We start from the raw sequence: 12,334 nt of genomic DNA, 5'->3' as shown, positions 1-12,334 counted from the left end.
CCACTCCCATGCGAACCATTCGTGAGCTGTTGAATAGCCGCACGATGCCGACGGAATTCAGCCTGCAGGACGTCAAAAGCGAGGCCGCGGATTACGCGTCAGCAATCGGCGCGCCCGGCGAGCGGTCGCCTGTCGGGCTCAGATGACGATCGTACCGCTCGCCAATCCATAGACGCCGACGATAGCGCCGAGCGCCAGCAGGGCCGCGAGCACCAGCTCAAGCCGCGTGAACACCGGCTTCTTTTGCTCCCGCATCGCGTAGACGAAAAGCGCGGTGCTGGGCAGGTAGAGCAAGGCTGAGAGCAGCACGAACTTGCTCCCGCCGGCGATGATCATCAGGCAGATGTAGATCGCTGCCAGCACACTGCTGATCAGGTTGCCCCTGCGCGACTTTGCATCATGCTCATAGGTCTGCCCGGTCCAGGCCAGTAGGACTCCATACCCGGCGACCAGCAGGTAGGGGATGAGCACCATCGTGCTGGTCATCTTCAGGGCCATGACAAAGGCCTCTTCGGCGAACCACGAGATGATCAGGAATATCTGGATGACGCCGTTGCTGAACCAGAGCGCGGTGGACGGCGCTCCGGCGGCGTTCGCCTTGCCCAGATAGGCCGGCAGGGTGCCGTCCTTCGCCGCGACGTGCATTACCTCAGCCGACAGCAGGCACCAGGACAGGTAGTTGCCGAGCACCGAGATCAACAGTCCGATACTGACCAGCAGCCCGCCCCAGGGTCCGATCAGATGCGTCATCACGCCGGCCATCGAGGGCGTGGCGAGCTCCGATAGTTCCGGTCGCAGCATGACCCCGAAGGACAACAGCGTGACCAGCACCAGGAGCGAGAGCACGCCCAGGAAGCCGAGTACCGTGGCGATGCCGACGTCTTCGCGGCGCTTGGCGTAGCGCGAATAGACGCTGGCGCCTTCGATGCCGACAAAGACGAAGACCGTCACCAGCAACGTTGCGCGCACCTGGCCGGCCAGCGTCCCCAGGCTTGGGATCTCGCCGCCCCAGAAGTTGAACGCGAATATCTCCGCGCGAAAGCCGGTGATGATCACCAGCAGGAAGAGCCCGATCGGGATCATCTTCGCGTAGGTCGCGATGGTGTTGAGCGTCGCCGCGCTCTTTACGCCGCGCAGCACCAGGAAATGAACCGCCCAGACCAACAGCGAAGCGCTGAAAATCGCGACCACTGTCGTGCCGTCGCCGAAGATCGGGAAATAGACGCCAAGGGTGGACTTGATCAGGATCAGGCACGCCGTGTCGGCAAAGCACGCGCCGATCCAGTAGCCGATCGCCGAAATGAACCCGAGGTACTGGCCGAATCCGGCCTTCGCATAGGCGAAAATGCCTGCGTCCAGATCAGGCCGGCGCTGCGACAGGGCCTGGAACACGAAGGCCAACATCAGCATTCCGCCGCCGGAGATGCACCAGGCGATGATCGCCCCGAAGCCGCCGGTGGAGCGGGCGAACGTGGCTGGAAGGGCGAAGATGCCCGCCCCGATCATCGAACCGATCACTAGGGCGGTAAGCGCCTTGAGCGACAGTTTCTGGTCCGACGTCACATTCTGGTTGGCGGCCATGTCCGGATCAGAAGGCCTTTGCGATCTCGGCGCCCAGGTCCAGGGACGTGAAGCGGGACCGCTCGCGGTTCGACAACCGATTGACGAACGCTGCCTCCCACGAGAGCGCGAATCCGCTTCCCAGGTCTCGTTCGGCGATCAGCACGATCGCCGCCGTTACGTCGTTGCGGTTGGAATTGGCGCCGCCGTTGAAGTCGGAGAAGGCGACGTCGCCCTCGATCGTGATTTCGTGACCGAACTGCGGTTCGGCCAAGGTGTGACCGACCATCGCCGTCAGGCGGGTCCGACGCAGCTCCGGCACGTCGGAGTCTTGGTACTCGGCCGAAACTTCGGTCTCCAACGGACCGGCGCTCATGCTGTAGGTCAAGTCGCCGATCTCGAGGTGAAAGTCCTGCTCGGAGAACTCGTTGTCGTAGGTCCCAAGCACAATGAATTCGGCCGTGAACGTCCCTGGCCCAAGCGGGTGCTCCGCGAAGACGAAGCCTTCGAGGCGTCCCTCCCCAGGTCGTCGTCATAGTTGCTGGAGTAGTAGTCGCCATCGATCAGCGCGCCGCCGCCGATGCTCCATCCCGCTACAGAGACAGGCGTGATGCTCATCCCCAGAGCCGGTGTCAGATAGCCGGTATCGGTCCGGTCCGAGCGCGTCGCGGCGGCATTGGTCGAATAGGCGCCCCCGAGCGAGACGTCGAAGGTGATGGCTCGGCCGCGCGCTTCTTCCACGGTCGGCAACTCGTCGACGTCGTGCGGGTGGCGATGCATCGCGTCGTCGATGTCGTACCGGGCGCTCGGATCAATCTCCTGCGCCCGCGCGTCCCCCGCGTCGGCCACCAGGGCCGCCGCGGTGAGGCCGCCGGCAAGGAGCTTGACCAGCCGCACGATGCTCAGAAGTCCACGGCGTCGCGCTGCAGCGGGCAAGTCATGCAGTGTCCGCCGCCTCTCCCGCGGCCGAGCTCGCCGCCCGAGATGGTGATCACCTCGATGCCGGCCTTGCGCAGCAAGGTGTTGGTGTAGGTGTTGCGGTCATAGGCGTAGACCACGCCCGGCGAGGCGCAGACCAGGTTGGCGCCACTGTCCCATTGGGTGCGCTCACGCATATAGGCCGTGCCGCCGGTCTCGACGACGCGCATCTGCTTGACGCCCAGCGCCTCGCCGATGGTCTCGACCAGCGAGCCGCTGTCGCGGCGCAGGTCCAGCTCGCCCGGCTTGCTTCCTGGCCGGTAGGAGTAGGCGTGGATGTGGCTGACGATGTCCGGATAGAGCAGCACGCAGTCGCGGTCGGCGAAGGTGAACACCGTGTCCAAGTGCATTGCGGCCCGCAGCTTGGGCATCGCTGCGACGATCACCCGCTCGGCGGTGCCTTCCTCGAAGAGCTTGTTGGCGAGTTGGCCGATCGCCTGGCGCGAGCTGCGCTCGCTCATTCCGATCAGCACGTTGCCGTTGCCGATCGGCATGACGTCGCCGCCCTCCAGGGTCGCCAGCCCCCAGTCCTCGGTCGGGTCGCCCCACCAGACCTTCACCTTGCCGGCGAAGTCCGGATGGAACTTGTAGATCGACGTGGTGAGGATCGTCTCCTCGTGACGGGCCGGCCAATAGAGTGGATTGAGCGTCACCCCGCCGTAGATCCAGCAGGTGGTGTCGCGGGTGTAGAGCGTGTTCGGCAGCGGCGGCAGCAGGTACTCCGCCACCCCGGCGGCGTCGCGTATCAGTTGTAGCATTGAGCCGCCGATGTCCTCCGGGAACTCCTCGGTTGAGAGCCCGCCAATCAGCACCTCGGCCAGCTCACGATCCGGCAGGGCATCGAGATAGCTGCGCACCTCGTTCAGCAGCTCGGCCCCCACCTGGTTGGCGACCACCTGGTTGTCCAAGATCCACTTCCGCCCCTCGGGAATGCCGACGACGGTAGCCAGCAGATTGTGCATCTCCAGAACTTCGACGCCGCGATCGCGCATCTTGGTCATGAAGTCGAAGTGGTCGCGCTTGGCGTTCTCGACCCACAGGACGTCGTCGAACAGCAGGTCGTCACAGTTGCTGGGCGTCAGGCGCTGGTGGGCCCGCCCGGGCGCGCAGACCATGACCTTGCGCAGCTGCCCGACTTCGGAATGGACGCCGTACTCGCTTGTCATGAGATCTCTCCAGTCAGATGGTGATCGTTCCCGAAGCGAGGCCGTAGACGCCGTAGATCGCACCAGCGACAGCGATCGCCACGAGCACCCAGTCGAAGCCGCTGAACACTCGGCGGCCCTGCTCGCGGCGGGCCCAGAGGTAGAGAAGCGTGCCAGGTGCGTAGAGAATGGCCGACAGCAGCAGGAATTTCAGGCCGCCCGCCAGGATCATGAACGTCGTGTAGAGGGTCGCGATCCCGGCGAAGAACAGGTCGCGATTGCGCTCTTCCGGCCGGGTCTCGTAGGTCGTGCGTCCCTGGGCGAGCTTCATCCCGAACGCGGCCACGAACAGGTAGGGGATCAGCGACATGGCGCTGGTCAGGTTGAGCATCAGCGCGAAGGCGTCCCTCGACCAGTAGGTGGTGATGACGAACAGCTGGACGACGATGTTGGTCATCCACAGGGCCGCGGCCGGCGCCTGGTTCTTGTTCTCGGTCGCGAACACCTTCGGCATGTCATCGTGCTTGGCGGCGACGAACAGCACCTCGGCGGCGATCAGCGACCAGGCCAGATAGGCCCCGAGCACCGAGATCAGCAGGCCGACGCTGACGAACACCGCGCCCCAGGGTCCGACCACGGTCTCCAGCACCGCCGCCATGGAGGGCTGGCGCATGTCGGCGATCTCGGCGCGGGCGAGCACTGCGTAGGGCAGCAGCGTGACCAGCACCATCAGTGCGGTCACACCGATGAAGCCGATGATCGTCGCCCTGCCGACGTGAGAGCGTTCCTTGGCGTAGCGGGAATAGACGCTGGCGCCCTCGATCCCCAGAAACACGAACACCGTCACCAGCATGGTGGCGCGCACCTGCTCGAACAGGCTGGTCTGCGGCATGTCGATCCCGCCCCAGAAGTTCTGGCTGAACATCCCGGCCCGGATCGAGAAGGCCATGATCAGGATGAAGACCAGGATCGGGACGATCTTGGCCACCGTGACCACGGTGTTGACGAAGGCGGCGTTCTTCACGCCGCGCAGGATCATGAAGTGGAACAGCCAGATCCCGGCCGAGGCGACGACGATCGCCGCCACCGTGTTGCCGTCGCCGAACACCGGGAAGAAGGCGCCCAAGGTGGCCTTGATCAGCACCCAGTATGAGACGTTGCCGATGCAACTGCCAATCCAGTAGCCAAAGGCCGACAGGAAACCTGGATAGTCGCCAAATCCGGCCTTGGCGTAGGCGAACACACCGGCGTCGAGGTCGGGTTTACGCTCGGCCAGCGCCTGAAAGACGCGGGCCAGCATGTACATGCCGCCCCCCGCGATTGCCCAGGCGATCAGCGCGCCTACTGGCCCGGTCGCAGCGCCGAAGGTGCGCGGGAGCGAGAAGATCCCGGCCCCCACCATTGAGCCGACCACCATGGCGGTCAGCGTCGGCAATGACATCTTCTGAACTTGCATGGCCGACCACGCTCCCGGGCGCACCGCGTGCTGGGCCGCCCCTTCCTCGTGGCTGGGATTGTCGAGCGGGACGCTGGCTCTGCAAATCGGGCGAAGGCCTGAGTTCCCGACCCGAGGACGTACTAGCTTGGGTTGGGCGCAGGCGGGCGCATCGTCACCGAGCTCGCTTGAGCCGCCCTATAGGAACCAGGTCTTGGGCAGGTTCCACGCCACCTCACACCAGACCACGCTGATCAGCAGGTGGATCCCGACGAGCCCCCATCCCGCCCGGCGCAGTCTCGTGACCGCCCCGCAAGAGAGGACGATATCGATCACGGCGTAGATGTGATTGGGGCTGACCGGCGCGCGCCAGACCTGCAGCACCACGAAGGTCGCCGCCACCGCCCCGATCACATGACCAGGCGAGCAAGCAGCAGAAGGCGCAAATTGAACCCGACGAGCGAGCGACGCTGCCGATCGGCGCTGGTCATCGCGCTATGACCTCAGGTCCCGCCCGCCAGATCCGATAGCGAACCTCGACGTCGGTGGGCGCGAATATCACCAGCGGCACGCGGCTGTTGTACCTCAGCAGCGGCTCGTCGCCGGCACGGACGAACTGCTTGGTGCGCGCGTTGTTCGGACAGGCCATCATGGTGTTGGCTGGCGGGCCGCTGGCGGTGACGACGTAGTAGTTGAACCCCCACCCTTCCGCCGTGCGTTCCTCGATCCGCGCCGGCAAGATCTGGCGATTGCAGTCGACCAACATCGTGCGGCCGACGACCACTCCCACGCGCAGGGCGTTCTCGTCACGCTCCAGGGGAAGGCGGATGACCCGCCGCACCTGCCCGGCCGGCGCCGGCGGAAACGCCGCCAAATCGCTGACCGGCGGGCGAGGTCTCGACTCTGCCTGCGCCTGGGCTGCGAGCGACATGAGGGCTGCGCAAGCTAAGAGGCAGAGCGACCCGCTAAGCCTCCGTGGACTGAAGCTCGATCGGATCATGGCGTGCTCCCTCTTGGAAAACACAACGACGAAGCTTCCGAAATGTTGCCCGCTGAGGGCTGGCGTGATCGCCCTAGAAACGTTTGGGCATTCTACCCGATAGCGTTGTGCGCCCGCCCGCGGTTCACTCCGAACGCCTGGGAGAGCCATCGCCGCCGCTTGCCAGCCAATAGTGCGCAGCACGTCGTGGAGACATGCCGACAATGACCAACTTCTACTGGTTCAGCCTTCCGATCATCGCGTCCTCTGCCCTGCTCGCCGCCTGTACGCCACAACCCTCGCCGAACAGCTTCAGCCGCACTGAAACCATGCGCCCGCAGACGGTTGAGGGTGGCACGCTTCAGAATATCCGCCCGGTCAACATTCGGCCCGGCGAGACCCGACTTGGCATGGCGACCGGGGCCGTCCTGGGCGGCCTTGCGGGCAGCCAGATCGGCGGTGGGACGGCCGCGAACGTCGCCGGCGGCGTCGCCGGCGCTGTGGCCGGGGGCGCTCTGGGCAGCGCGCTTCAGGGCTCGCAGAGCACCGCGGGCCTCGAACTGACGGTTCGGCTCGACTCTGGCGCCACGATCGCGATCGTGCAGCCAGGCTCCCCAAATGACTTCCGGATCGGCGATCGCGTCCAGGTGATCGGCAACGGCGAGAACACGCGCGTCAGCCGCTAGCTTCCACGCGACCTCACTCGGTAGATGGCCGCCGCCCCACGGCGGCCATCTGTCGTTCTGAAGCGCGGTCGTGCTCAGCGCCGCAGCACCCTTAGGCGCGGCTGGGTTTGAACCCGCACTTCGTTGAACACCGTTATCTCAAATGGTAGTCTGAGGTGCTTCGACGGGGCGTTCGGCGCCGTCTGCGGCGGCCGTTCCGCCGCCTCCCAGTGACCTGGAGGTCACTCATGGACAATCCCACGACCGACCCGGCCTCGCCGCCCGGGCCGGGGCTTCATTGGTCAGCCCGGCGCGGTCGCGCGGCGGGGCTTGGCGGCGTCACGGGACGAATGGAGCTGCGCATCGTCGATCAACCTGTCGGCGTGCTGGATATCGAGGACGGGGTAGTCGTCGTCGCCTCCGACGGAGACGCCGTCGCCACCGCCACCTTCGACAACGAGGCGGTGCTGCAGGCGCTGCTCAGCGGCGAGCTCCACCCGATTGTCGCGCACCTTCAGGGCCGGGTCCGCGTCAGCGGCGACACTGCGCTCGCTCTCCGCATCCTATTGGGCCTGCAAGCTGACTCGCCCTGGAGCAACCCCCTCACCGGAGCTGAACGTCATGCTGTCCGACACCGTAAGCATTCTGGACGGCAACGAATTCATCGTCAGCAACCGGCAGGGCGACATGGAGGCGACGCCCACCGACAATCACGGCCTGTTTCTTGACGACACACGCTTCTTGTCGCGCTGGGTGCTGACCATCAACGGCGTGCGTCCGACCGTGCTCTCGGTCGACGACACCTCCTACTATCGGGCCCATCACTTTCTGGCCCTGGCCACCGGCGCGGTCTACGTCGACTCGCACCTGACCGTGGCGCGGCAACGTTCGGTCGGCGGCGGCGGGATGCATGAGGTCCTGTTCCTGGTCAATCATGACAAGGAACCGATCGACCTGGACATCCGAATCGAGGTGGCGGCCGACTTTGCCGACCTCTTCGAGGTGAAGGAACAGCTCAACAAGAAGGGCGAACTCTACCGCAAGATCGAGGCGGACGGCCAACTGACCCTGGGCTACCGGCGCGGCGACTACTGGCGCGAGACCCAGGTGACGAGCACGGCGACGGCGGAAGTAAGCGAGGGTGGTTTCACCTATCGGGCCCGACTGCAGCCGCGCTCGCACTGGTCGACCGCCTTGGAAGTGGTTGCGGTGCGAAACCCGGAGAGCCCGAACCCTCCGCGCCTCATCCCAAGGTTCGGCCCCGAACTGCGCCCCGACCTGACCGACAACCTTCAGCGATGGGTGGCCGATGCGCCCACGCTCTCATCGTCCTGGCAGCCGCTGGAAGAGATCTACAAACGCAGTCTGGTCGACCTGGCGGCCCTGCGGATCCGCAACTCTGTGCTGCCCGGCGCTCTGCCGGCGGCGGGGCTGCCGTGGTTCATGACCATATTCGGCCGAGACAGCCTGTTGACGAGCTTCCAGGCGATCCCGTTCGCGCCGGGGCTCGCCGCCACCACCCTGCGGATCCTCGGGCTATTACAGTCGCGGGCCCACGACACCTTCCGGGACGCCGAGCCGGGGAAGATCCCGCACGAGCTGCGGTTCGGCGAGATGACCGCCTTCCAGGACACGCCGCACTCGCCCTACTACGGCACCGCCGACGCCACCCCGCTCTACCTGATCCTTCTCGAGGAATACGAGCGTTGGACCGGAGATCAGGAACTCGTCCGTTCGCTGGAATATGAGGCGCGCGCGGCGGTAAACTGGATCGACAAGTACGGCGACCGCGATGGCGACGGCTACATCGAGTACGAGCGCCGCAATCCCAACGGGCTCGAAAACCAGTGCTGGAAGGATTCCGGCGACTCCATCGCGTTCGCCGATGGAACCCTGGCCCCGACGCCTCGGGCGACCTGCGAGCTCCAGGGTTATGCCTACGACGCCAAGCTGCGGACCGCGCGGCTGGCGCGCAGCGTCTGGGGCGACCCGGCCTGGGCCGACGTGCTCGAAGCCCAGGCGGCCGAGTTGAAGCGGCGCTTCAATGAAGACTTCTGGATCCCCGAGCGGCGGTTCTTCGCGCTCGGCCTGGATCGCGACAAGCGCAAGATCGACTCCCTGACCTCCAACATTGGCCACCTGCTTTGGAGCGGCATCGCCGACGAGGACAAGGCCGCTCACTGCGTCGCCCACTTGATGAGTGAGGCCCTGTTCTCGGGCTGGGGCGTGCGGACCATGGCCCAGACCGAGGGCTCATATAATCCGATCGGCTATCATGTCGGCACCGTCTGGCCGCACGACAACTCGTTCATCGCCTGGGGGCTGCGCCGTTACGGCTACCGGGCCGAAGCCGCGCGGATCGCGTTTGCGATGCTGGAGGCCGCCGTGTTGTTCGACTCCCGCCTGCCTGAGGCCTTTGCCGGTTATGGCCGTGGCGTGACGAGGTATCCGGTCGAATATCCGACCGCTTGCAGTCCGCAGGCCTGGGCCACCGGTACGCCGCTGCTGCTGCTCCGCACGCTGTTGGGCCTGGAGTCCGACAGCAAACACCTGATCGTCGATCCCTCCCTGCCCGAAACCCTGGCCCATATCGAGTTGCTCGACATTCCAGGCGTCTGGGGGCGCCGTGACGCCTTCGGTCGGGCGCGGCCGAGCGCCAGCTAGCCGATTTCAGCCATTGTCGGCGGCGAGGCCCCGCGCCGCGTGCAGGACAGGGCCGCGGCCCTGCAGGCGAAGCCAGTGGCGTCATCGACCGCCTCGACGTCGTCCAGCGGCCGATCCATTTGCAGCCACCGCGCCAGCCAGGCGCCTGAGAAGCTGTCCCCAGCGCCGATGGTGTCCACCACCTCCACCCTGGGCGCCAGCGCCGTCCGCGCGCCGAAGGCGCCGAAGGCAATCGCGCCCCTCTCGCCGAGCGTGAGCAGCACCAGCTTTGGCCCCTTGGCCAGCAGCGCCCTAGCCGCCTCCTGTGCTGGAACCCCAGGCGAGAGCACTTGCAGATCTTCTTCAGAGACCTTCACCACATCGGCGCTCCGCACGATGCGCCCCAGCCGCGCCGCATAAGCCGGCATGTCGGCGATCACCGCCGGCCGCACGTTCGGGTCGACCATGACCAGCGCCCTGCCCGCCAGTCGCCCGACCAGAGCCTCCACAGCGTCGGCCATCGGTTCCACAACCAGTCCCAGCCCGCCGACGTGCAAGGCGGCGACCTCGTCCGGCAAGGCGCCCAGCGCCAAGCCAGGATCCAGTTGCTCGGCCGAAGTGCCCGCGAAGTAGAACCGATAGGTGGCGGCGCCGTGAGCGTCGAGCTCCGCCATGGCCAGACTGGTCGGGCGCTCGGTACGAAGCTGCTCGGCCAGGGCGACCCCGTCGGCGGCCAGCGCCTGCGCGATCCGCTCTCCCAGCCGGTCGGAAGAGACGCAGCCGATGAAGGCGGTGCGGGCGCCGAGCCGGGCGACGGCTCGCGCCGTGTTGAAAGGTCCTCCCCCGAGCAAGCTGGCCAAGGCGCCGTCGCCTTGCGGCACGAGGTCGACCAGCGCCTCCCCGGCGACGACCACCAGGCCCATCAGCGGACGCCTGCGCTCGCCAGCGCGCCGGCGATGCTTCCCGCCAGCGGAAGACGCGGAATCAGCACCGCCTGCAGGGCGTGGTAGATGTCCGGCTTGCCAGACCAGGTCCCGGCGACCGGAACCAGATCGGCGCTCAACTCGTGACGCCAGCTGCCGTGGGCGCGATCGCGAAGGTGCTCGTCGGCAAAATCCCAGGCGCGCCGGTACCAGGCTTCGTAGAGGTCCGCGCCCGTCGCCGCGTGCAGGGCCGCCGCGGCGCCGATGGCCTCGGTCACCACCCAGTGCAGTCGCCGATCGACCAGCGGCGCGCCGGCAAAATCGGTCGTGTAGACAAAGCCGCCGGGTGCAGCCCAACCGTCCTGCACCGCCCGGCCGAACAATCCCTGCGCGGCCTCCAGCAACCAGCCTGGCGGATCGGGCAGCGCGGTCTGCAGGCCGAGCAGCAGCCGCGCCCATTCCAGCCCGTGCCCCGGCGTCGCGCCCGGCGGACGGAACGGATGGTCCGGCGTCTCGGCGTTGTAGTCAGGCAAGGCGGTCCAGGCCGCGTCGAAGTGCTCGACCACCCGCCATTGGTGCTCACGGGCGAAGCGGTTGATCACCATATCGGCGATCCGCAGGGCCCGCGCCGCCCAACGCGGGTCGCCGGTGGCGTCCGCCGCGGCCAGGAACGCCTCGACCATGTGCATGTTGGCGTTCGCGCCGCGATAGGCCTCGCAGACCTCCCAGGCCGGATCCCAGGTGTCGCGGCAAGCCCCGACCGCCTCGTCCCAGAAGTATTGCTCGACCATGGCCAGGGCCGGATAGAGGCCCTCGCGCGCGCCCGGCCTTCCGGCCAGCGCTGCGCTCGACAGCGACAGGATGACGAAGGCGAAGGCGTAGGCCTCCTTGTCGGCGCGGCTGGGCTTGCCCTCGCTCAGCTCGGCGTACCAACCGCCATGCTCCTGGTCGGCGAAGTCGTCGAGCAGCGCCCGCACGCCGTGATCGCACAGGACGGCGCACCCAGGTTGCCCCATCAGCGCGCCGAGGGCGAAAACATGGGTGAAGCGCGCGGTGATCCACAGTGGCTGCGGCATGCCGGCCAGCGGCGCGCCGTCGTCACCCAGCCATCCGAAGCCTCGATCGAGCCGGGCTCCGCGAGCGAACTCCAGCAGCCCGCGCGCCTCGGCGTCCAGCCAGGCGCGATGCGAGGCCAGGCTCCGCCATTCCTTGCCGGCCGGCGCCATCAGACCGCGCCCGGCGCGCGCACAATGGCGTCGGCCATCACGGTCTGGGTCCGGGCCTGCACCTCTTCCGGCTGGGCCAGCTTCAAGTCGCGCATCGGATCGTTCCCTCAGGTCAGCCCAACAGCCCAGTCGCGCGCCGCGTCGAGAAATTCGGCCAGCACCTCAGGGTCCTTGCGGCCGGACTTGGCCGGCACGTGGAAGCTGTGGTCGGCCTGGTCGATCAGCTTCAAGCTCGCGCGAGCGCCCAGCCCCGCGACCGTCGCTTCCAGCAGATCAAGTTGGGCGAACTCATCGCGCGAGCCCTGCAGGAACAGCATCGGGACCTCGACCTGCTGCAGATGGTCGGCCCGTTCGACCCCAGGCTTGCCCGGCGGATGCAGTGGAAAGGCGAAGAACACCAGGCCGCGCACGCCGGGCAGCGGCGCCTGCGCCTGGGCCTGCGAGGTCATCCGACCGCCGAACGAGCGGCCCCCGGCCAGCAACGGCAGGCCCGGCGCTAGCTGCGCGGCCTGCGCCACGGCCGCCCGTACCGCCTCATGCGCCAGCGCCGGAGAGTCCGGCCGCTTGGAGCCGCGCTCCATGTAGAGGAAGTTGTAGCGCAGGGTCGCGATGCCGCGCTCGGCTAGGCCGTCGGCGATCGCCGCCATCGACTTGTGCGTCATGCCGGCCCCAGCCCCGTGGGCCAGCGCCAGGGCCGCCTTAGCGTTAGGCGGCCCCTGCCAGAGCCCAGAGATGCTACGGTCCGCATCCGGCGCGATGACGACGGGTTCGGCGTTCATC

Annotated in this window: 13 protein-coding genes; 3 read left to right on the top strand and 10 right to left on the bottom strand. The window is 67.0% G+C overall.

Annotated features, from left to right (window positions below; all coding sequences use genetic code 11):
- Positions 1-138: 138 nt before the first annotated feature.
- The 7 genes from AC1DQJ_RS04075 to eco all read right to left on the bottom strand — a co-directional run bounded on the left by AC1DQJ_RS04075 (position 139) and on the right by eco (position 6,118).
- Positions 139-1,581: a basic amino acid/polyamine antiporter gene (locus AC1DQJ_RS04075; protein WP_477600533.1), complete on the bottom strand. Its 1,443-nt coding sequence runs from the start codon at positions 1,579-1,581 to the stop codon at positions 139-141.
- Positions 1,582-1,588: 7 nt separating this feature from the next.
- Complete coding sequence (locus AC1DQJ_RS04070) at positions 1,589-1,948, bottom strand: hypothetical protein (protein ID WP_477600532.1); 360 nt, start codon at positions 1,946-1,948, stop codon at positions 1,589-1,591.
- On the bottom strand, positions 1,945-2,457 hold the full coding sequence (locus AC1DQJ_RS04065) for a hypothetical protein (RefSeq protein ID WP_477600530.1): 513 nt from the start codon (positions 2,455-2,457) through the stop codon (positions 1,945-1,947). Before AC1DQJ_RS04065 ends, AC1DQJ_RS04070 begins: the two co-directional genes overlap by 4 nt.
- A gap of 5 nt (positions 2,458-2,462) precedes the next feature.
- Entirely contained in the window at positions 2,463-3,704 is a 1,242-nt protein-coding gene (locus AC1DQJ_RS04060) for an arginine deiminase (protein WP_477600529.1), read from the bottom strand.
- A gap of 13 nt (positions 3,705-3,717) precedes the next feature.
- Positions 3,718-5,139 carry a basic amino acid/polyamine antiporter gene (locus AC1DQJ_RS04055; RefSeq protein ID WP_477600527.1) on the bottom strand — a complete coding sequence of 474 codons (1,422 nt, stop codon included), beginning with the start codon at positions 5,137-5,139 and terminating at the stop codon, positions 3,718-3,720.
- A 177-nt stretch (positions 5,140-5,316) separates the two neighbouring features.
- Complete coding sequence (locus AC1DQJ_RS04050; RefSeq protein WP_477600525.1) at positions 5,317-5,520, bottom strand: hypothetical protein; 204 nt, start codon at positions 5,518-5,520, stop codon at positions 5,317-5,319.
- Between the two features lie 85 nt (positions 5,521-5,605).
- Positions 5,606-6,118, bottom strand: coding sequence for a serine protease inhibitor ecotin (gene eco, locus AC1DQJ_RS04045; RefSeq protein ID WP_477600523.1), 513 nt, complete (start codon positions 6,116-6,118; stop codon positions 5,606-5,608).
- A 203-nt stretch (positions 6,119-6,321) separates the two neighbouring features.
- Between eco and AC1DQJ_RS04040 the strand changes: the two genes are divergently transcribed.
- The 3 genes from AC1DQJ_RS04040 (at position 6,322) to AC1DQJ_RS04030 (ending at position 9,426) form a co-directional block, all read left to right on the top strand.
- On the top strand, positions 6,322-6,783 hold the full coding sequence (locus AC1DQJ_RS04040; RefSeq protein ID WP_477600521.1) for an outer membrane lipoprotein: 462 nt from the start codon (positions 6,322-6,324) through the stop codon (positions 6,781-6,783).
- A gap of 227 nt (positions 6,784-7,010) precedes the next feature.
- Complete coding sequence (locus AC1DQJ_RS04035) at positions 7,011-7,490, top strand: SCP2 sterol-binding domain-containing protein (protein ID WP_477600519.1); 480 nt, start codon at positions 7,011-7,013, stop codon at positions 7,488-7,490.
- Positions 7,384-9,426 (top strand): amylo-alpha-1,6-glucosidase, encoded by a 2,043-nt coding sequence (locus AC1DQJ_RS04030; protein ID WP_477600517.1) that lies wholly within the window; start codon positions 7,384-7,386, stop codon positions 9,424-9,426. The genes AC1DQJ_RS04035 and AC1DQJ_RS04030 overlap by 107 nt, the downstream gene beginning before the upstream one ends.
- Here the strand turns inward: AC1DQJ_RS04030 and AC1DQJ_RS04025 are convergent.
- The 3 genes from AC1DQJ_RS04025 to AC1DQJ_RS04015 all read right to left on the bottom strand — a co-directional run bounded on the left by AC1DQJ_RS04025 (position 9,423) and on the right by AC1DQJ_RS04015 (position 12,333).
- Positions 9,423-10,328, bottom strand: coding sequence for a carbohydrate kinase family protein (locus AC1DQJ_RS04025; protein ID WP_477600515.1), 906 nt, complete (start codon positions 10,326-10,328; stop codon positions 9,423-9,425). The two genes, AC1DQJ_RS04030 and AC1DQJ_RS04025, sit on opposite strands and share 4 nt — an antisense overlap.
- Positions 10,328-11,554, bottom strand: coding sequence for an AGE family epimerase/isomerase (locus AC1DQJ_RS04020; protein ID WP_477600513.1), 1,227 nt, complete (start codon positions 11,552-11,554; stop codon positions 10,328-10,330). The genes AC1DQJ_RS04025 and AC1DQJ_RS04020 overlap by 1 nt, the downstream gene beginning before the upstream one ends.
- Before the next feature lie 107 nt (positions 11,555-11,661).
- Complete coding sequence (locus AC1DQJ_RS04015; RefSeq protein ID WP_477600511.1) at positions 11,662-12,333, bottom strand: alpha/beta hydrolase family protein; 672 nt, start codon at positions 12,331-12,333, stop codon at positions 11,662-11,664.
- Between the last annotated feature and the right edge of the window lies 1 nt (position 12,334).

The organism is Phenylobacterium sp. P4_E10 (assembly GCF_056401675.1).
The sequence above is the reverse complement of the archived record's forward strand: the minus strand, read 5'-3'. Positions and strand labels throughout refer to the sequence as shown.